Annotated in this window: 20 protein-coding genes and 1 riboswitch; of the genes, 18 read left to right on the top strand and 2 right to left on the bottom strand. The window is 70.2% G+C overall.

Features of this window, described 5'->3' with window-relative positions; all coding sequences use genetic code 11:
- Window positions 1–27 precede the first annotated feature (27 nt).
- The 8 genes from EV684_RS16535 (at window position 28) to EV684_RS16500 (ending at window position 9,020) form a co-directional block, all read left to right on the top strand.
- Entirely contained in the window at window positions 28–1,815 is a 1,788-nt protein-coding gene (locus EV684_RS16535) for an acyl-CoA dehydrogenase C-terminal domain-containing protein (protein ID WP_132648382.1), read from the top strand.
- Window positions 1,816–1,860: 45 nt separating this feature from the next.
- Window positions 1,861–2,295 (top strand): DUF2147 domain-containing protein, encoded by a 435-nt coding sequence (locus EV684_RS16530; RefSeq protein ID WP_132648381.1) that lies wholly within the window; start codon window positions 1,861–1,863, stop codon window positions 2,293–2,295.
- 20 nt (window positions 2,296–2,315) lie between these two features.
- On the top strand, window positions 2,316–4,712 hold the full coding sequence (locus EV684_RS16525; RefSeq protein ID WP_132648380.1) for a 3-hydroxyacyl-CoA dehydrogenase/enoyl-CoA hydratase family protein: 2,397 nt from the start codon (window positions 2,316–2,318) through the stop codon (window positions 4,710–4,712).
- Window positions 4,713–4,725: 13 nt separating this feature from the next.
- Window positions 4,726–5,238 carry an endonuclease domain-containing protein gene (locus tag EV684_RS16520; protein WP_207184604.1) on the top strand — a complete coding sequence of 171 codons (513 nt, stop codon included), beginning with the start codon at window positions 4,726–4,728 and terminating at the stop codon, window positions 5,236–5,238.
- Entirely contained in the window at window positions 5,235–6,434 is a 1,200-nt protein-coding gene (locus tag EV684_RS16515) for an acetyl-CoA C-acyltransferase (RefSeq protein ID WP_132648379.1), read from the top strand. The genes EV684_RS16520 and EV684_RS16515 overlap by 4 nt, the downstream gene beginning before the upstream one ends.
- Before the next feature lie 55 nt (window positions 6,435–6,489).
- Complete coding sequence (locus EV684_RS16510; protein WP_132648378.1) at window positions 6,490–7,263, top strand: enoyl-CoA hydratase; 774 nt, start codon at window positions 6,490–6,492, stop codon at window positions 7,261–7,263.
- Between the two features lie 177 nt (window positions 7,264–7,440).
- Window positions 7,441–8,181 carry an SGNH/GDSL hydrolase family protein gene (locus EV684_RS16505; RefSeq protein WP_132648377.1) on the top strand — a complete coding sequence of 247 codons (741 nt, stop codon included), beginning with the start codon at window positions 7,441–7,443 and terminating at the stop codon, window positions 8,179–8,181.
- Window positions 8,178–9,020 (top strand): SDR family oxidoreductase, encoded by an 843-nt coding sequence (locus EV684_RS16500; RefSeq protein WP_132648376.1) that lies wholly within the window; start codon window positions 8,178–8,180, stop codon window positions 9,018–9,020. Before EV684_RS16505 ends, EV684_RS16500 begins: the two co-directional genes overlap by 4 nt.
- Before the next feature lie 125 nt (window positions 9,021–9,145).
- Here EV684_RS16500 and EV684_RS16495 read toward each other — a convergent pair whose 3' ends face one another.
- Window positions 9,146–9,715 carry a TMEM165/GDT1 family protein gene (locus EV684_RS16495; RefSeq protein WP_132648375.1) on the bottom strand — a complete coding sequence of 190 codons (570 nt, stop codon included), beginning with the start codon at window positions 9,713–9,715 and terminating at the stop codon, window positions 9,146–9,148.
- A gap of 52 nt (window positions 9,716–9,767) precedes the next feature.
- A riboswitch (yybP-ykoY riboswitch) is annotated at window positions 9,768–9,902 on the bottom strand.
- 77 nt (window positions 9,903–9,979) lie between these two features.
- Between EV684_RS16495 and EV684_RS16490 the strand changes: the two genes are divergently transcribed.
- From EV684_RS16490 to EV684_RS16470, 5 genes are read left to right on the top strand one after another with little or no spacing between them, the layout of a single operon-like run.
- Complete coding sequence (locus tag EV684_RS16490) at window positions 9,980–10,411, top strand: DUF1924 domain-containing protein (RefSeq protein WP_132648374.1); 432 nt, start codon at window positions 9,980–9,982, stop codon at window positions 10,409–10,411.
- Window positions 10,412–10,418: 7 nt separating this feature from the next.
- Window positions 10,419–10,961, top strand: coding sequence for a diheme cytochrome c (locus tag EV684_RS16485; RefSeq protein WP_132648373.1), 543 nt, complete (start codon window positions 10,419–10,421; stop codon window positions 10,959–10,961).
- On the top strand, window positions 10,958–11,656 hold the full coding sequence (locus EV684_RS16480; protein WP_132648372.1) for a cytochrome b/b6 domain-containing protein: 699 nt from the start codon (window positions 10,958–10,960) through the stop codon (window positions 11,654–11,656). The genes EV684_RS16485 and EV684_RS16480 overlap by 4 nt, the downstream gene beginning before the upstream one ends.
- 10 nt (window positions 11,657–11,666) lie before the next feature.
- Window positions 11,667–12,323 carry a winged helix-turn-helix domain-containing protein gene (locus EV684_RS16475; protein WP_132648371.1) on the top strand — a complete coding sequence of 219 codons (657 nt, stop codon included), beginning with the start codon at window positions 11,667–11,669 and terminating at the stop codon, window positions 12,321–12,323.
- Window positions 12,323–13,828 (top strand): ATP-binding protein, encoded by a 1,506-nt coding sequence (locus tag EV684_RS16470; protein WP_132648370.1) that lies wholly within the window; start codon window positions 12,323–12,325, stop codon window positions 13,826–13,828. The genes EV684_RS16475 and EV684_RS16470 overlap by 1 nt, the downstream gene beginning before the upstream one ends.
- A 41-nt stretch (window positions 13,829–13,869) precedes the next feature.
- Here the strand turns inward: EV684_RS16470 and EV684_RS16465 are convergent, their stop codons facing one another.
- On the bottom strand, window positions 13,870–14,292 hold the full coding sequence (locus tag EV684_RS16465) for an acyl-CoA thioesterase (protein WP_132648369.1): 423 nt from the start codon (window positions 14,290–14,292) through the stop codon (window positions 13,870–13,872).
- Between the two features lie 93 nt (window positions 14,293–14,385).
- On the opposite strand from EV684_RS16465, the gene EV684_RS16460 reads away from it, so the two are divergent.
- The 5 genes from EV684_RS16460 (at window position 14,386) to EV684_RS16440 (ending at window position 19,651) form a co-directional block, all read left to right on the top strand.
- Window positions 14,386–16,227, top strand: a complete 1,842-nt coding sequence (locus tag EV684_RS16460; RefSeq protein WP_132648368.1) for an ABCB family ABC transporter ATP-binding protein/permease — start codon at window positions 14,386–14,388, stop codon at window positions 16,225–16,227.
- A gap of 24 nt (window positions 16,228–16,251) precedes the next feature.
- The gene (locus EV684_RS16455) at window positions 16,252–17,160 is read left to right on the top strand and encodes a LysR family transcriptional regulator (RefSeq protein ID WP_132648367.1); all 909 of its coding nucleotides are present in this window, start codon (window positions 16,252–16,254) and stop codon (window positions 17,158–17,160) included.
- Window positions 17,161–17,289: 129 nt separating this feature from the next.
- The gene (locus EV684_RS16450; RefSeq protein ID WP_132648366.1) at window positions 17,290–18,177 is read left to right on the top strand and encodes a transporter substrate-binding domain-containing protein; all 888 of its coding nucleotides are present in this window, start codon (window positions 17,290–17,292) and stop codon (window positions 18,175–18,177) included.
- Between the two features lie 66 nt (window positions 18,178–18,243).
- Window positions 18,244–18,981: an amino acid ABC transporter permease gene (locus tag EV684_RS16445; protein WP_132648365.1), complete on the top strand. Its 738-nt coding sequence runs from the start codon at window positions 18,244–18,246 to the stop codon at window positions 18,979–18,981.
- A gap of 4 nt (window positions 18,982–18,985) precedes the next feature.
- Window positions 18,986–19,651, top strand: coding sequence for an amino acid ABC transporter permease (locus tag EV684_RS16440; protein WP_132648364.1), 666 nt, complete (start codon window positions 18,986–18,988; stop codon window positions 19,649–19,651).
- Window positions 19,652–19,654 lie beyond the last annotated feature (3 nt).

Raw genomic sequence — 19,654 nt, 5'->3', positions numbered from 1 at the left:
GTCCCTTTCCTCTCCAGGAGCGTTCCCATGTCCTACACCCCGCCGCTTCGCGACCTGCAGTTCGTCATGCACGAAGTGCTCGACGTCGCGTCCACCCTCAAGCAGCTGCCGCGGCACGCCGAGATCGACGCCGACACGATCAACGCCGTCATCGAGGAAGCCGGCAAGTTCGCCGCCGGGGTGGCCGCGCCGATCAACGCCAGCGGCGACGCCGAAGGCTGCACGCTGGACCCGGCCAGCCACGCGGTGCGCACGCCCAAGGGCTTCAAGCAGGCCTACGAGCAGTACGTCGAAGGCGGCTGGCCCAGCCTGAGCTGCGACCCGGCCTTCGGCGGCCAGGGCCTGCCGGTGCTGCTGAACCAGTGCCTGTACGAGATGCTGAACTCGGCCAACCAGGCCTGGACCATGTATCCCGGCCTGTCGCACGGCGCCTACGAGTGCCTCAGCGCGCACGGCACCGAGTGGCAGAAGAACACCTACCTGCCCAAGCTGACCAGCGGCGAGTGGACCGGCACGATGTGCCTGACCGAGCCGCACTGCGGCACCGACCTCGGCATGCTGCGCACCAAGGCCGAGCCGCTGCCCGACGGCACCTACAGCATCACCGGCCAGAAGATCTTCATCTCCGCCGGCGAGCACGACATCACGCCGAACATCGTGCACCTGGTGCTGGCGCGCCTGCCGGACGCGCCGGCCGGCAGCAAGGGCATCTCGCTGTTCGTCGTGCCCAAGTACAAGGTCGCGGCCGACGGCTCGATCGGCGAGCGCAACGGCATCTTCTGCACCGCCGTCGAGCACAAGATGGGCATCCACGGCAACGCCACCTGCCAGCTGTCGCTGGAAGGCGCCGTCGGCACGCTGGTCGGCGAGCCCCACCGCGGCCTGCAGGCGATGTTCGTGATGATGAACGCCGCCCGCCTGGGCGTCGGCTGCCAGGCCCTGGGCCTGACCGAGACCGCCTACCAGATGGCCGTGGCCTACGCCAAGGACCGCATCCAGATGAGGAGCCTCACCGGCCCGAAGGCGCCGGACAAGCCGGCCGACCCGATCATCGTGCACCCCGACGTGCGCAAGATGCTGCTGACGGCGCGCGCCTACGCCGAGGGCGGCCGCGCGCTGGCGCTGTACACCGCGCTGCTGCTGGACCGCGAGATCGCCTCCGACGACGAGGACGAACGCGCCGAGTGCGCCGACCTCGTGGCGCTGCTGACGCCGATCGTCAAGGCCTTCATGACCGACAACGCCTGGGTCGCCACCTCGCACTGCATGCAGGTCTTCGGCGGCAGCGGCTACATCCGCGGCACCGGCATCGAGCAGTTCGTGCGTGACGCGCGCATCAACATGATCTACGAAGGCACGAACACCGTGCAATCGCTGGACCTGCTGGGCCGCAAGGTGCTGGGCGACAACGGCAAGAAGCTGAAGAAGTTCGGCCGGATCGTCGCCGAGTTCATCGAGGAGGAAGGCGTCAACGAATCGATGCAGGAGTTCGTCAACCCGCTGGCCGACCTCGGCGACAAGGTCACCAAGCTGACGACCGAGCTCGGCATGAAGGCGATGCGCAACACCGATGAGGTGGGTGCCGCCGCGGTCGACTACCTGCGCGTCTGCGGCGACCTCGTGTTCGCCTACTTCTGGGCGCGCATGGCCAAGGTGGCGCTGGAGAAGCAGGGTTCCGGCGACCCGTTCTACACCGCCAAGCTGCACACCGCGCGTTTCTACTTCGCCAAGCTGCTGCCCGAGACCGCCGGCCTGATCCGCACGGCGCGTTCCGGTTCCGATGCGCTGATGGCGATGGACGAGTCGCTGTTCTGATCCCCGACGGGCCCGAACGGGCCCGCGACAACGAAGGAGACAAGCATGCACAAGCGCAACTGGATCGCCCTCGTCCTGGCCGCCGCCTCTTCGGTGGCGATGGCCCAGGCCACGCCGCAAGGCCTGTGGCGCACGATCGACGACGAGACCGGCAAGGAGAAGTCGCTGGTGCGCATCGTCGACGAGGCCGGCGTGCTCGGCGGGCGCATCGAGAAGCTGCTCGATCCGTCCAAGCAGGACGCCAGGTGCGACAAGTGCAGCGACGCCCGCAAGGGCCAGCCGGTGCTGGGCATGACCATCCTCGAGAACGTGCGCAAGAACGCCGACGAGCCCTATTGGGACGGCGGCACGATCCTCGACCCGAACAACGGCAAGAGCTACCGCGTGCGCCTGACGCCCAAGGACGGCGGCAAGACGCTCGAAGTGCGCGGCTTCATCGGCCCCTTCTATCGCAACCAGACCTGGCAGCGGGTCGAATGAATACCAACCAGGAGCATTCCGTGAATCGATTCCACGTCCGCAAGGTCGCCGTGCTCGGCGCCGGCGTGATGGGCGCGCAGATCGCCGCCCATCTGGTGAACGTCAACGTTCCCGTCGTCCTGTTCGATCTTCCCGCCAAGGAAGGCCCGAAGAACGGCGTCGTCACCAAGGCCGTCGACAGCCTGAAGAAGTTGAAGCCCGCGCCGCTGGGCGTGCCCGAGGACGGCGCGCGCATCGTGCAGGCCAACTACGAGGAACACCTGCACCTGCTCGCCGAGTGCGACCTCGTCATCGAGGCCATCGCCGAGCGCATGGACTGGAAGCTGGCGCTGTACGAGAAGATCGCCGGCTCGCTGGCGCCGCACGCCATCGTCGCCAGCAACACCTCGGGCCTGTCGATCACCAAGCTGGCCGAGGCGCTGCCGGAATCGATCCGCCCGCGCTTCTGCGGCATCCATTTCTTCAACCCGCCGCGCTACATGTATCTCGTCGAGCTGATCGCCACCCCGGCGACGCAGCCCGAGGTGCTGGACCAGCTCGAAGCCTTCGTCACCACCGCGGTCGGCAAGGGCGTCGTGCGCGCCAAGGACACGCCGAACTTCATCGCCAACCGCGTCGGCATCGCCGGCATGCTGGCGACGATCCACGAAGCGGAGAAGTTCGGGCTTTCGGTCGAGGTCGTCGACGACCTGACCGGCAAGAAGCTCGGCCGCGCCAGCTCGGGCACCTTCCGCACCGCGGACGTGGTCGGCCTGGACACGATGGCGCACGTCATCAAGACGCTGCAGGACAACCTCGCCGACGACCCTTTCTACCCCAGCTACGCGACGCCGCCGGTCCTCAAGGCGCTGATCGACAAGGGCGCGCTGGGGCAGAAGTCGGGCGCCGGCTTCTACCGCAAGGACGGCAAGACCATCCTGCGGCTGGACTTCGCCAGCGGCGAGTACGTGCCGTCCACCGGCAAGGCCGACGAGATCGTCGCGCGCATGCTGAAGAAGGCGCCGGCCGACCGGCTGAAGCTGCTGCGCGAGAGCAGCAACGCGCAGGCGCAGTTCCTGTGGGCCATCCTGCGCGACGCCTTCCACTACGCCGCGGTGCACCTGGAAGCGATCGCCGACAACGCGCGCGACGTCGACTTCGCGATGCGCTGGGGCTTTGGCATGCAGCAGGGCCCGTTCGAGCTCTGGCAGGCCGCCGGCTGGAAGCAGGTCGCCGAATGGGTCAAGGCCGACATCGAAGCCGGCAAGGCGCTGTCGGCCGCGCCGCTGCCGGCCTGGGCCTTCGAGGGCCCGGTCGCCGAGGCCGGCGGCGTGCACACCGCCGCCGGGTCGTGGAGCCCGTCGCGTCAGGCCTTCGTGCCGCGCAGCGCGCTGGCGGTCTATGGCCGTCAGCACTTCCCGGAGAACGTGCTCGGCTCGGGCGCCAAGGCCGCGCTCGAATCCGGCACCGAGGTCTTCCGCAATGAGGACGTGCGCGTCTGGACGCTCGACGGCGAGGTGCTGATCCTCAGCATCACCTGCAAGCTGCACCTGATCAGCCAGGCGGTGACCGAAGGCCTGGTGAAGGCCATCGAACTCGCCGAAGCCGGCTACAAGGCGCTGGTGATCTGGTCGCCCGACGACGTGTTCTCGGCCGGCGCCAACCTGGAGTCGATGCTGCCGGTGTTCATGAAGTCCGGCTCCAAGGGCATCGCGCCCGAGGTCAAGAAGCTGCAGGACGCGGTGCTGCGCATGCGCTACGCGCAGGTGCCGGTGGTCGCGGCGATGCGCGGCCTGGCGCTGGGCGGCGGCTGCGAGCTGTCGGTTTACGCCTCGCGCCGCGTCGCGGCGATGGAAACCTACGTCGGCCTGGTCGAGGTCGGCGTCGGCCTGCTGCCCGCGGGCGGCGGCCTGACCTACATCGCGCGCCGCGCCGCGCAGATGGCCGCGGCCGGCAACGCCAACGCCGACATCCTGAAGTTCCTGACCGACGGCTTCACCAACGCCGCGATGGCCAAGGTCGGCACCAGCGCCATCGAGTCGCGCAAGCTCGGCTACCTGATCGACGGCGACGTCATCGTGCCGAACAAGGACGAGCTGCTGTACGTCGCCACGGCCCAGGCCAAGGCGATGGCCGACAGCGGCTGGCGCGCGCCGGCCAAGGTGGCGTTCCCGGCGGCCGGCCGCAACGCGCTGGCGACGATCAAGGGCCAGCTCGCCAACATGCGCGACGGCGGCTTCATCAGCGCGCACGACTTCCACATCGCGACGCTGATCGCCGAGGTCTGCTGCGGCGGCGACGTCGACGCCGGCTCGATGGTCACCGAGGAGTACCTGATGACGATGGAGCGCGAGCGCTTCTGCTCGCTGCTGGACAACCCCAAGACCCAGGAACGGATCATGGGCATGCTGCAGACCGGCAAGCCCGTCAGGAACTGAAGGGTCCGCGGTGATGCCGGTGCGCGCCTCCTCTTCCTCCCTCTCCCGCTCGCGGGAGAGGGCCGGGGTGAGGGCGCGTGCGCTGCGGCAGAACTCGACCGACGCCGAGTGCCGGATCTGGTCGCAACTGCGTGACCGCCGCCTCGGCGGGTTCAAGTTCCTCCGCCAGCATCCGGTCGGTCCGTTCTACGCCGACTTCGCCTGCCTGGACGCCAGGCTCGTCGTCGAGATCGACGGTGGCCAGCACTTCGAGCCGGACGCCGTGGCGGCTGACGCCCGACGGACCGCGGCGCTGCAGCGAGCCGGCTTCGAGGTGCTGCGTTTCGACAACCGTCAGGTTTTGACGGAGACGGACGCGGTGCTGTCCGTGATCCTCGAGCGGCTGCACGCGAGGAGCCCTCACCCCAACCCTCTCCCGCAAGCGGGAGAGGGAGCAAATCAAGGCCCTCTGCCGCAAGCGGCAGAGGGGGCCCCACAAGATATGCCCGCGTCGGCGGGACAACGCAACACAAGGAGCTCGTCATGAGCAAGCAAGTGCAAGACGCCTACATCGTCGCCGCCACGCGCACCCCGATCGGCAAGTCCGGCCGTGGCTACTTCAAGAACACGCGGCCCGACGACCTGCTGGTCGCTGCGGTGCGCCACGCGCTGTCGCAGGTGCCGTCGTTGGACCCGAAGGCCATCGAGGACGCGGTCATCGGCTGCAGCTTCCCCGAAGGCGAGCAGGGCATGAACATGGCGCGTGCCGCGATGGTGCTCGCCGGGCTGCCGCACTCGGTGGGCGGCGTCACCGTCAACCGCTTCTGCGCCAGCGGCATCACCGCGCTGCAGATGGCCGCCGACCGCATCCGCGTCGGCGAGGCCGACGTGATGATTGCCGGCGGTGCCGAGAGCATGAGCCTGGTGCCGATGGGCGGCAACAAGCCCAGCTTCAACCCCGAGGTCTTCGCCAAGGACGAGAACATCGGCATCGCCTACGGCATGGGCCTGACGGCGGAGAAGGTCGCCCAGCAGTGGAAGGTCGGCCGCGAGGCCCAGGACGCGTTCGCGCTCGAGTCGCACCAGCGTGCGATCCGCGCGATGGACGCCGGCGAGTTCGCCGACGAGATGACCCCGGTCACGGTCTACGACCGCCAGCCCGATCTCGCCACCGGCCAGGTGATCACGAAGACGCGCACCGTCGCTTTGGACGAAGGCGCGCGCCGCGACACCTCGCTCGAAGGCCTGGCCAAGCTGAAGCCGGTGTTCGCCGCCAAGGGCAGCGTCACCGCCGGCAACAGCTCGCAGACCAGCGACGGCGCTGGCGCGCTGATCGTCTGCAGCGAGAAGGCGCTGAAGACCTTCGACCTGAAGCCGCTGGCGCGTTTCGTCAGCTTCGCGGTGCGCGGCGTGCCGCCGGAGATCATGGGCATCGGCCCGATCGAGGCCATCCCGGCGGCGCTGCGCGCGGCCGGCATCAGCCAGGACGAGCTGGACTGGATCGAGCTGAACGAAGCCTTCGCCGCCCAGTCGCTGGCGGTGATCGACTCGCTCAAGCTCGACCGCACCAAGGTCAACCCGATGGGCGGCGCGATCGCGCTCGGCCACCCGCTGGGCGCCACCGGCGCGATCCGCGCCGCCACCGTCGTGCACGCGCTGCGCCGCAAGCAGCTCAAGTACGGCATGGTGACGATGTGCATCGGCATGGGGCAGGGCGCCGCCGGTATCCTCGAACGTTGCTGATCGCCCCGGGTCGCGCCGCGGGCGGTGCGGCGCGACCACCAGACAGGAGACACGCATGAGAATCAAGACCGCCACGCTCGCGGGCGTCGCGACGATCGAGATCGCGCGCCCCGAGAAGAAGAACGCGCTGACGATCGCGATGTACGAGACGATGGCCGCGGCACTCGAAGCCGCGGTCGCGGACCCGGCCGTGCGCGCGGTGCTGATCACCGGCCAGCCCGGGATCTTCACCTCGGGCAACGACATCGAGGACTTCATGGCGCGGCCGCCGGCCGAAGGCCCCGAGGCGATGGACTCGCCGGTCTTCCGCTTCATGCGCGCGCTGCTGAACTGCGACAAGCCGGTTGTCGCCGCCGTCACCGGCGCGGCCATCGGCATCGGCACGACGATGCTGCTGCACTGCGACTTCGTCTACGTCAGCGACGAAGCCCGGTTGGCGATGCCGTTCACCAGCCTGGGGCTGGTGCCCGAGTTCGCGTCCAGCCTGCTGGTGCCGCAGCTGATGGGCCATGCGCGTGCGGCCGAGAAGCTGCTGCTGGGCGAAGCCTTCACGCCCGAGCAGGCGGTGGAGTGCGGCATCGCCAACGCCGTGCTGCCGGCTGGCGAAGTGGTCGCCCACGCGCGCCGGGTCGCCGAACGTTTCAACGCGCTGCCGCCGGGCGCCGTGCGCGAGAGCAAACAGCTGCTGCGCGGCCCGACGCGTGCCGCGGTGCTCGAGGCGATGCGCACCGAAGGCGAACGGTTCACGCGCCGGCTGCGCAGCCCCGAGGCGATGGAGGCTTTCCAGGCCTTCTTCCAGAAGCGCAAGCCCGACTTCAGCAAGTTCTGAACGTCTGAACGGGGGGCGGCGCCACGGCGCCCCCCTCGAACCGATTCCCGGTCTGGCACGCGCTTCGCATTGTGTGACCCGACCGAACCGGCGCCCGCGTGGCGCCCTGCCAGGAGTTTTAGCCCGCCGCGAATCCCCGCGTTGACCCCGTCCACCGTCCTTCGGAAGGAGCCGACCATGTCCCGTGCCGTGACGCTGATGCTGACCCCGCTGCTGCTGGCCCAGGCCGTGCACACCCGCCAGCGAATGCCCAAGCTGCCCGAGGCCGACGGGGAACGACACGGGAGCTGCGGCGAGGGGCCGCGTTTGCGGCTGCTGATCGCCGGCGATTCGTCGGCGGCCGGCGTCGGCGTGCTGCACCAGCGTGCGGCGCTGGCGCACCCGATGGCCGAAATGATCGCCGAGCGTGCCCAGGCGCGTGTCGACTGGCGTCTGGTCGCACGTTCGGGCCTGACGACGGCGCAGACGCTGCACCTGCTGCAGCGCGAAGACCTGCCGAGCTTCGACATCGCCGTCGTCGTCTCCGGCGTCAACGACATCGTCGACCGCGTGCCGATGCACCACGCGATCACCGCGCGTGAACGCCTCGCCGACTGGCTGCGTGGCGCGCTGCATGTGCGCCACGTCGCGTTCGCCGCGCTGCCGCCGGTGCACCAGTTCCCCGGCCTGCCGCAGCCGCTGCGCTGGTGCGCCGGCAGCGAGGCCGTGCGCCACGACCGTGCGCTGGACCGCTGGGCCGCGGCCTACCCGGGTGTGTCGCGGGTCGACATGGGCCTGCAGCTCGAGCCCCAGGTCATGGCCTCCGACGGTTTCCACCCCGGCGAAGCGGCGTACCGCTATTGCGCGGCCGCCATCGCCGAACACGTCGCCGGCCAGGTCTGGCCGGCCATCAGAAAGAAAGAGGAGACGACCGCATGAACCCAACCCGCAGCCTGCAGGGCCGCACGCTGTTCATCACCGGCGCCAGCCGGGGCATCGGCCTGGCGATCGCGCTGCGTGCGGCGCGAGACGGCGCCAACGTCGTGCTCGTCGCCAAGACGAGCGACCCGAACCCCAAGCTGCCCGGCACCGTGCACGAGGCCGCCGAGCAGGTGCGCGCCGCCGGCGGCCAGGCGCTGGCCGTGCCGACCGACATCCGCGACGACGCGGCCGTCGCCGCCGCGGTGGCCGCGGCCGTCGAGCGTTTCGGCGGCATCGACATCCTGGTCAACAACGCCAGCGCGATCAGCCTGACGCCGACCGCGGCGACGCCCATGAAGCGCTTCGACCTGATGTTCGGCGTCAACGTGCGCGGCACCTACGCCTGCACCCAGGCCTGTCTGCCGGCGCTGACCGCCAGCGCACGCGCCGGGCGCAACCCGCACGTGCTGAACATGAGCCCGCCGCTGTCGATGCGCGAGCACTGGTTCAAGGGCCACGTCGCCTACACGATGGCCAAGTACGGCATGAGCGAGTGCACGCTGGGCCACGCCGGCGAGTTCCGCCCGCTGGGCATCGCCGTCAACAGCCTGTGGCCGCGCACCGCGATCGCCACCGCGGCGCTGCAGATGATCCCGGGCGTCGACGTCAGGCTCTGCCGCAAGCCGGAGATCCTGGCCGACGCCGCCTGGTTCATCCTGACCAGCGATGCCAAGGCGACGACCGGCAACTTCTTCATCGACGACGAGCTGCTGGCCGCGAACGGCGTGACCGATCTCGACCCTTACGCCGTCGCCCCGGGGACAAAACAGTTCATCCCCGACTTCTTCATTGATTGAGCCCCCAAGCTCGCATTCGCTCGCTACCCCCCGAGGGGGCCGTCCGCCGACGCCCCGGCAAAGCCGGTCCGTGGCGGGAAGCTTGATGGCCGGCGACTTGGTGCCTGCTCTGGCTCGTTGACCGCTCAAAAGAACCGGCCGACGTTCAGCAGCGTCAGTACGCCCAGCAGCGCGAAGATCGCCGCGCTGATCGCGTGCACGACGCGCATCGGCACCAGGCGGCTGACGCGGTCGCCGAAGAAGACCGCCGGCACGTTGGCCAGCATCATGCCGAAGGTGGTGCCGGCGACCACCGCCCACAGATCGCTGAAACGGGCCGCCAGCGCGACGGTCGCGATCTGCGTCTTGTCGCCCATCTCGGCGAGGAAGAACGCGATCACCGTCGTGCCGAAGACGCCGAAGCGAGCCGTGCCGCCTTCGACCTCGTCGGCTTCGTCGGGGATCAGCATCCACACCGCCATCGCGAGGAAGCTGCCGCCGATCACCCAGCGCAGCAGGTCCGGCCCCATCCAGCGTGCGACGGTGTCGCCGACCACGCCGGCCAGGGCGTGGTTGACCAGCGTGGCGACGAGCACACCGAGGATGATGGGCACCGGGCGCTTGAAACGTGCGGCCAGCAGCATCGCCAGCAGCTGCGTCTTGTCGCCCATTTCGCCGAGCGCGACGAGGCCGGTGGAGATCAGGAAGGCTTCCAAGGGACGAATCCGAAACGGGCCGCAGACCAGGGCGTGACCACGCCGCGACCCGGCCCGATCCGGAGGCGGCGCAGTCAGCGGTCTTGCCAGGCTGGGAGCTGTCCGGACCATGGCCCCGAAGGACCAAGCGTGTTGGCGCGGACCCCTTGCCGCGAGGGCAGGGCGGCTACTCCCCGATGACGATGCGGGCGCGATTCTAGGCGCCCGGAGCTTAAGAGGACCCTAAGACGGCCTGGGCAGCATCCCGTTCCAAGGAGAGCTGCCATGAACCACCCGTCCCGATCCCGCCGATTCCGCCTGCCCTCGCGCGCCGTCGTCGCCACCACCACGGTCGCCGTCGTCGCCGTGCTGTCGGCCTGCCCGGCGCTGGCCGCGCCGCAGGACCTGCTGGCGCGCTACGCCGCCGAAGCCGGCCGCGCGCCCGACGCCGCGCGCGGCCAGCAGTGGTACGCGGCGCGCCACGCCAACGACTGGAGCTGCGCTTCCTGCCACGGCGAGCGCCCCACCGCCGAAGGCCGTCACGCCAGCACCCACCGCACGATCGCGCCGCTGGCGCCGGCGGCCAACGCCAAGCGCTTCAGCGACGAGGCCAAGGTCGAGAAGTGGTTCCGCCGCAACTGCAAGGACGTGCTCGAACGCGCCTGCACCCCGGCCGAGAAGGCCGACGTGCTGGCCTGGCTGCTGACGCTGAAGTGAGGCCTGCATGAAGCGACTCCTCTCCACCCGGGGCATCGCGCTGGCCACCGCCGCGCTGCTCGTCGCCGGCCTGGCCGGCGGTGCGGCGGCGTGGGCGCACCGCCACGGCGACGAAGAACACGAACGCCACGAGCGCCGAGAACACGGCGACCGCGACGGCCGCCGCGCCGCCGTTGCCGCGCTGCCGGCCTACGAGCAGGAATGCGGCGGCTCATGCCACGTCGCCTATCCGCCCGGCATGCTGCCGGCCGAGTCCTGGAAACGCGTGATGGCCGGCCTGGACCAGCACTACGGCAGCGACGCCTCGCTCGACGCCGCGACGCAGAAGACGATCGCCGCCTGGCTGGACACCCACGCCAGCCGCCGCACGCGCAGCACCCCGCCCGAGGACCGCATCACGCGCAGCGCCTGGTTCGAGCGCAAGCACGACGAGCTGCGGGCCTCGGTCTGGCAGCGCAAGGCCGTCGGCAGCCCCGCCAACTGCGCCGCCTGCCACCCGCGCGCCGAACAGGGCGACTTCGAGGAACACGACGTGAAGATCCCGAAATGAACGCTTCCAACGACCGCCAGCGCCGCCTGGTCTGGGACCTGCCGGTGCGCCTGTTCCACGGGCTCATCGTCGTCTGCTTCGCCGGTGCCTGGCTGACGTCCGAAAGCGAGCGCCAGGCGCTGCTGCATGAGACGCTGGGCTACACGCTCGCCGGGCTGATCGTCTGGCGCCTGGTCTGGGGCCTGGTCGGCACGCGCCACGCGCGTTTCGGCGACTTCGTCACCGGGCCGGGCGCGGTGCTGCGCTACCTGAAGAACGTCGCCCGGCGCACGCCCGAGCACCACGTCGGCCACAACCCGGCCAGCGCGCTGGCGATCGTCGTGCTGCTGGTGCTGGGCCTGGTGCTCGGCGCCAGCGGCTGGGCGCTGCAGCAGGACCTCGGCGGCGAATGGGTCGAGGAGCTGCACGAGCTGGCGGCCAACGTCTTCCTGCTGACCGCCATCGCCCACGTCGTCGGCGTGCTGCTGGCCAGCCGCATGACCGGCGAGAACCTGCCGCGCAGCATGGTCGACGGCCTGAAGATCGCGCCGCCGGAGCAGGCCATCCGCTCGTCGTGGCGCAGCGTCGCGGCGCTGATCCTGGCCGCGGTGCTGGGCTTCTGGGTGCTGCAGTGGCGCGACGCCGCCGCCCCAGGCGCCGACGCCGCGCCGGCAAGCGCCGGCCCGATCGCTCGCGGCGACGACGACGAGGACTAGCATCCACACCATGCGCATCCTGCTCGTCGAAGACGATCCGCTGCTCGGCGACGGCCTGCGCGCCGGGCTCACGCAAGCCGGCTTCCAGGTCGACTGGGTGCGCGACGGCGAGGCCGCGTCGCGCGAGCTGCGCTCGGCGGTGCACGCCGCCGCGGTGCTCGACCTGGGCCTGCCGCGCAAGGACGGCCTGGAGGTGCTGGCCGAGACCCGCCGTGCCGGCGTGCGCCTGCCGGTGCTGGTGCTGACCGCGCGCGACGCGGTCAGCGACCGCGTGCTCGGCCTGGACGGCGGCGCCGACGACTACGTCGTCAAGCCGGTGGACCTGGACGAACTCGCCGCCCGGCTGCGCGCGCTGATCCGCCGCGCCCACGGCCAGACGCAGGACCTGCTGGCCGCCGGCGAGGTCGTGCTCGACCCGGCGGCGCGCACCGTCACGCGTGCCGGCGAGCCGGTGGTGCTGTCGCAGCGCGAGTTCGACCTGCTGCACGCGCTGATGCTCAATGCCGGGCGCGTGCTGACGCGCGAGCAGCTCGAGCAGCACCTGTACCGCTGGGGCCGCGAGGTCGAGAGCAACGCCGTCGAGGTGCACGTGCACCACCTGCGGCGCAAGCTCGGCGCCGAGCTCGTGCAGACCGTGCGCGGCGTCGGCTACCTGCTGCCCGGCTGATGAAGCGCCTCGTGCCGCGTTCGCTGCAGGGCCGGCTGCTGCTGCTGGTGCTGGGCCTGGTGATCGTGCTCTGGCTGGCGACGCTGGCCATCAGCTTCCGCGACACGCGCCGCGAGCTGAGCGAGCTGCTTGACGCCCACCTCGCGCAGGCCGCGACGCTGCTCGTCGCCCAGCAGGTGCGCACGATCGAGGACGCGGACGACGACGATGACGACGACGACGACCGCGAGCGCGCCCGCGAGGAGCGCCGGCGCGAGGCGCGTGATGCCGAACACGCGGCGCGCCACGCCGCCAAGCGCGAGGCCCGGCGCCAGCGCCACGACCACGACGACGACGACCGCTTCGCCATCGCCGCGCTGCGCCACTACTCGCCGCGCGTGGCCTTCCAGGTCTGGCACGAAGGTCGGCTGGTGCAGCGCTCGGCCAATGCACCCGAGACCCGGCTCGACGGCCTGGGCCCGGGCGGGCGGCCGCTGCGCGACGAGCGCGACGGCTTCGGCCTGGTGCGCATCGACGGCCAGCTGTGGCGGCTGTTCAGCGCCCGCGGCGCCGAGCGCGACGTGCAGGTCTTCGTCGTCGAGCACCTGGACTCGCGCCGCTCGATCCTCGGCGCGCTGCTGTGGGGCACGCTGTGGCCGCTGGCGCTGGGCCTGCCGCTGCTCGGGCTGGGCGTCTGGTGGGCGGTGCGCGCCGGCACCGCGCCGCTGCGCCGGCTGGGCGCGACGCTGGCCGATCGCGAGCCCCAGGCGCTGGAGCCGGTCGAGGTGGCCGACGCGCCGAGCGAGATGCGGCCGATGATCGACGAGCTCAACGGCCTGTTCGAGCGCATCGCACGCATGCTCGAGACCGAGCGCCGCTTCACCGCCGACGCCGCGCACGAGCTGCGCACGCCGATCGCGGCGATCCGCACCCAGGCCCAGGTGGCGCTGGGCGAAGCCGACGGCGAACGCCGCCGCCACGCGCTGCAGGCCACGATCGAAGGCTGCGACCGCGCCGTGCGCCTGGTCGAGCAGCTGCTGACGCTGGCGCGGCTGGACGCCGGGGCCCAGGCGCCGGCCACCGCGCCGGTGGCGCTGGCCGTGGTCGCGCGCCGCGTCGCGGCGGCGCTGGCGCCGCAGGCGCTGGCGCGCCGCCAGCAGCTCGAGCTGGAGGCCGACGACGAGCTGCGTGTCGACGGCGTCGAGGCGCTCTTGTCGGTGCTGATCCGCAACCTGGTCGAGAACGCGCTGCGCTACAGCCCGGCCGGCGCGACGGTGCGCGCCACGCTCGCGCGCCACGGCAGCACCGTCGTGCTGACCGTCGAGGACAGCGGCCCGGGCATGGCCGAGGCCGACATCGTGCGCCTGGGCGAACGGTTCTTCCGCGTGCTCGGCCAGGACGCCAGCGGCAGCGGCCTGGGCTGGTCCATCGTGCGGCGCATCGTCGCGCTGCACCACGCGCAGTGCGAGGTCACGCGCTCGGCGGCGCTCGGCGGGCTGGCGGTGAGGGTGGTGCTGCCGGCGTGATGGCGTCCCCGGCGGCCGCCAGGCGGCCGGGGGCTCCCGTGTCAGCGGGGGATCTGGCGAGGTTTGCCGTCGTCGGTGATCGCGACGTAGGTCAGGTTGGCCTCGGTCACCTTGACGATCTGCGGGTCGGCCGGGTTGCGTTCGGCCCAGACCTGCACGTGCACGGTGACCGAGGTGTTGCCGATGCGTTCGACGTGGGCGTAGAAGCTCAGCAGGTCGCCGATCGACACCGGCTGCTTGAAGACGAACTGGTTCACGGCCACCGTCGCGATGCGGCCGCGTGCCACGCGCGCCGGCAGCACGGCGCCGGCGAGATCCACCTGCGCCATGATCCAGCCGCCGAAGACGTCGCCGTTGGCGTTGGCGTCGGCGGGCATCGGCATCACGCGCAGCACCAGTTCGGCACCGTCGGGCAGCGTGGCCGGGGGCATGTGCGGGACGGCCGGGGCTGCAGGGGCGTTCATACGGGACGGGCTCCAGGAAAGTCGACGGCCGGCATTGTGGCCTGCCGCGCCGTCGCCAGCGCCGCCGCGGCCGCACGGTGACAATGCCGGCCCATGCGTTCCGCCTCCCGTTCCCTGCGTGTCCCTCCGGCGCCCGCGTCCGAACCGGGCGCGCCGCGCTCGGACTGGAAGACGCTCTCGCGCCTGCTGCCCTTCCTCTGGGTCTACCGCTGGCGGGTGTCGATCGCGCTGGCCTGCCTGGTCGCGGCCAAGGTCGCCAACGTCGGCGTGCCGGTGCTGCTCAAGGAGCTGGTCGACGCGATGTCGATCAAGCCCGGCGACACGATGGCGCTGCTCGTCGTGCCGGTGGGGCTGATCGTCGCCTACGGCGCGCTGCGCCTGTCGACCTCGGTGTTCACCGAGCTGCGCGAGCTGATCTTCGCGCGGGCCACCGAAGGCGCCTCGCGCAGCATCTCGCTGAAGGTGTTCCGCCACCTGCACGCGCTGTCGATGCGTTTCCACCTGGAACGCCAGACCGGCGGCATGACCCGCGACATCGAGCGCGGCACGCGTGCGGTGCAGGCGCTGATCTCGTACTCGCTCTACAGCATCCTGCCGACGCTGATCGAGGTCGGCCTGGTGCTCGGGCTGCTGGCGCTCAAGTTCGACGCCTGGTTCGCCTGGATCACCGCCGGCGCGCTGCTGTTCTACATCGTCTTCACGATCGTCGTCACCGAGTGGCGCACCCAGTTCCGGCGCCAGATGAACGAGCTGGACTCGAGCGCGCACTCGCGTGCGATCGACGCGCTGCTGAACTACGAGACCGTCAAGTACTTCAACAACGAGGACTTCGAGGCCCGGCGCTACGACGAGAGCCTGGAGCGGCTGCAGCGCGCCAAGATCAAGAGCCAGGGCACGCTGAGCCTGCTCAACACCGGGCAGCAGCTGATCATCGCCGCGGCGCTGGTGGGCATCCTGTGGCGCGCCACCGTCGGCGTCGCCGAGGGCCGGCTGACGCTGGGCGACCTGGTGATGATCAACGCCTTCATGATCCAGCTGTACATCCCGCTGAACTTCCTCGGCGTGATCTACCGCGAGATCAAGCAGGCGCTGACCGACCTGGACAAGATGTTCAACCTGCTCGAGCGCGAGCGCGAGGTCGCCGACGCACCCGGTGCCGCCGAGCTGAAGGTCGCCACCGGCACGGTGCGCTTCGAGGGCGTGGACTTCGCCTACGACCCGGCGCGGCCCATCCTGCACGGCGTCAGCTTCGAGATCCCGGCCGGGCGCACGGTGGCCGTGGTCGGTGCCTCGGGCGCCGGCAAGTCGACGCTGGCGCGGCTGCTCTACCGCTTCTACGACGTCACCGGCGGGCGCATCACGGTCGACGGCCAGGACATCCGCGCCGTCACCCAGCAGAGCCTGCGCCGCGCGATCGGCATCGTCCCGCAGGACACGGTGCTGTTCAACGACACCGTCGAGTTCAACATTGCCTACGGCCGCCCCGGCGCCACGCGTGCGGAGGTCGAGGCGGCGGCGAAGTCGGCGCACATCCACGACTTCATCGCCGCCACGCCCCAGGGCTACGAGACGATGGTCGGCGAACGCGGGCTGAAGCTCTCCGGCGGCGAGAAGCAGCGCGTGGCGATCGCGCGCACGCTGCTGAAGAACCCGCCGATCCTGATCTTCGACGAGGCGACCTCGGCGCTGGACTCGGCCAACGAACGCGCGATCCAGGCCGAGCTGAAGAGCGCGGCGCAGGGCAAGACCGCGCTGGTCATCGCCCACCGGCTGTCGACGGTGGTCGACGCGCACGAGATCGTCGTGCTCGACCACGGCCGCGTCGTCGAGCGCGGGGCCCACGCCGAGCTGCTGGCGCGCGACGGCCGCTACGCCGAGATGTGGCGGCTGCAGCAGGCCGCGCGCGACGACGCCGAAGCACCGGCCGGCGCCTGACGCCGCACTGCATACACTGGCCCGATGGAAACCAAGTGGCTCGAGGACTTCGTGAGCCTCGCCGAGACCCGCAGCTTCTCGCGTTCGGCGCAGCTGCGCCACGTCACGCAGCCGGCGTTCTCGCGCCGCATCCAGGCGCTGGAGGCCTGGGCCGGCATCGACCTCGTCGACCGTTCGTCGTACCCGACACGGCTCACGCCCGCCGGCGAGACCTTCCACGCCCAGTCGCTGGAGATCCTGGGCTCGCTGGCCTCGGCGCGCAACATGATGCGGTCGTACCAGGCCGCGGGCCTGGACATGATCGAGTTCGCGGCGCCGCACACGCTGGCCTTCACCTTCTTCCCGCACTGGCTGATGGACCTGCGCCAGCGCTTCGGCAACATCAAGAGCCGGCTCACCGGCCTGAACGTGCACGACGCGGTGCTGCGCCTGACCGAAGGCGGCTGCGACCTGCTGATCGCCTACCACCACCCGTCGCAGCCGCTGCAGCTGTCCACCGACCGCTACGAGATGCTGAGCCTGGGCACCGAGACGCTGGCCGCCTACGCCAAGCCCGACGCCGACGGCCAGCCGCTGTTCCGCCTGCCCGGCCACGAGCGCGTGCCCTGGCTCAACTACGCCTCGGGGGCCTACATGGCGCGCCTCGTCGAGCTGATCCTGAAGCAGGCGCCGGTGCCGGCGCAGCTCGAGCCGATCTACGTCACCGACATGGCCGAGGGCCTGAAGGCGATGGCGCTCGAAGGCCACGGCCTGGCCTTCCTGCCGGCGAGTTCGGTGCGCAAGGAACTCGAGGCGCGGCGCCTGGTGGCGGCCGCGCCGCCGGGGGCCTTCGAGCTGACGATGGACGTGCGCATCTACCGCGAGCGGCCCGAGTTCGTGCGCCATCCGAAACCCGGCGTGCAGGCGCTGTGGGACTTCCTGCGGCGTGGCTGACGCATCACGATCGAGCCCTCGATGGCCCGTTTCCTGCATTCCCAGGGGGCGGGCGCTTCGGCGCCCGTTTGTCATCCCTAAAATGAGCAGTTCCGCCTTTCCCCTGCTTCCCACTGCGAAGGAGAGTTCATGAAGAAGACGTTGCTGGCTGCAGCCACGCTGCTGGCCGTCGGTGCAGTCCAGGCCGATACGCTGTCCAAGATCAAGGAGACCGGCACGGTCACGATGGGCGTGCGCGAGTCCTCCGGGCTGTCGTACACGCTGGGCGACGGCAAGTTCGTCGGCTATCACATCGACGTGTGCCAGAAGGTTCTCTCGGACGTCCGCAAGAAGCTGGGCCTGTCCAGCCTGACGATCAAGTACCAGCCGGTCACCTCGCAGAACCGCATCCCGCTGGTGCAGAACGGCACCGTCGACATCGAGTGCGGCTCGACGACGAACAACGTCGCGCGCCAGAAGGACGTGGCCTTCGCCGTCACGACCTACGTCGAGGAGGTGCGCATCGCCGTCAAGGCCGACTCGGGCATCAGCACGATCGGCCAGCTGACCGGCAAGACCGTCGCCACGACCACCGGCACGACCTCGGTGCAGACGCTGCGCAAGCACGAGCGCGCCAACGGCGTCGACTTCAAGGAGGTCTACGGCAAGGACCACGCCGACAGCTTCCTGCTGCTCGAGTCGGGCCGCGCCGACGCCTTCGTGATGGACGGCTCGATCCTGGCCAAGAACATCGCCACTTCGAAGAACCCGGCCGGCTTCAAGATCGTCGGCGAGGTGCTGTCGGTCGAGCCGATCGCGATCATGCTGCGCAAGGACGACCCGGCCTTCAAGGCCGCCGTCGACGAGAGCATCAAGGCGCAGATCAAGAGCGGCGAACTGGCCAAGACCTACGACAAGTGGTTCCTGCAGCCGATCCCGCCGACCAACGCCAAGATCGGCATGCCGCTCAACGACGCCACCAAGGCCGCGTGGGCGACCCCCAACGACAAGCCGATGGAAGAGTACGCGAAGCGCTGAACGCGCTGAGCGCCGGGCCCGCTCCCGTCTCGGGGCGGGCCCTCGTTTCGTCTTCGAGGAGAGCGCGTGACCTGGGACTGGCAGATCTTCTGCACCGAGACCGTCACCGGCGAAGTGCTGCCCGGCTGCTTCGGCCGCGGCGGCGACATCACCTACCTGAACTGGCTCATGTCGGCCTGGGGCTGGACGCTGTCGGTGTCGGCGCTGGCGCTGGTGGTGGCGCTGGTCTTCGGCTCGCTGATGGGCATCCTGCGCACGACGCCCGACCGTCGGCTCGTGTGGTTCGGCAACGCCTGGACCGAGCTGTTCCGCAACATTCCGCTGCTGGTGCAGATCTTCCTCTGGTACCACGTGCTGCCGTCGCTGTTCAAGCCGCTGCAGGCCTTCCCGAGCTTCGTGCTGGTGGTCTTCGCGCTCGGTTTCTTCACCTCGGCGCGTATTTCCGAGCAGGTGAGGGCGGGCATCCAGAGCCTGCCGCGCGGCCAGCGCTACGCGGGCCTCGCGATGGGGCTGACGCTGCCGCAGACCTACCGCTACGTGCTGCTGCCGATGGCCTTCCGGATCATCGTGCCGCCGCTGACCAGCGAGGCGATGAACATCATCAAGAACTCGTCGGTGGCCTTCGCGGTCAGCATCGCCGAGCTGACGATGTTCGCGCTGCAGGCCGGCGAGGAGACCTCGCGCAACATCGAGATGTACCTCGCGGTGACGGTGCTGTACTTTTTCTCGGCGTTCGCGATCAACCGCGTGGCGCTGTTCATCGAGAACCGTGTCCGCGTGCCGGGCATGATCGGCGGGAAGTGAAGCGATGAATCTCGACTTCAGCTTCTTCAGTGCCGACGTCATCTCGGGCTTCATCGTCAAGGGGCTGCTGTTCTCGCTGCAGCTGACGGTGGTGGCGATGATCGGCGGCATCGTGCTGGGCACGCTGCTGGCGCTGATGCGCCTGTCGGGCAAGCCCTGGCTGGTGACGCCGGCGGCGGCCTACGTCAACACCATGCGCAGCATCCCGCTGGTCATGGTGATCCTGTGGTTCTTCCTGCTGATCCCGCTGCTGCTGGGCCGGCCGATGGGCGCCGAGCTCTCGGCCTTCGTGACCTTCACGCTGTTCGAGGCCGCGTACTACTCGGAGATCATGCGCGCGGGCATCCAGAGCGTGCCCAAGGGCCAGGTCTACGCCGGCTACGCGATGGGCATGAGCTATCGCCAGACGATGCAGCTCGTGGTGCTGCCGCAGGCCTTCCGCAACATGCTGCCGGTGCTGCTGACGCAGACCATCATCCTCTTCCAGGACACCTCGCTGGTCTACGCGATCGGCGCCTACGACCTGCTCAAGGGCTTCGAGATCGCCGGCAAGAACTTCAACCGGCCGGTCGAGACCTATCTCGTCGCCGCCGTCGTCTACTTCGTGATCTGCTTCGGCCTGTCGATGCTCGTGCGGCGGCTGCAGGCGCGGATCGCCATCATCCGCTGAGGA

Origin of the sequence: Rubrivivax gelatinosus, from assembly GCF_004340905.1 — a bacterium.
In the GTDB taxonomy this organism is placed as follows: domain Bacteria; phylum Pseudomonadota; class Gammaproteobacteria; order Burkholderiales; family Burkholderiaceae_C; genus Rubrivivax; species Rubrivivax gelatinosus.
This window is presented reverse-complemented; position numbering and strand designations above follow the sequence as displayed.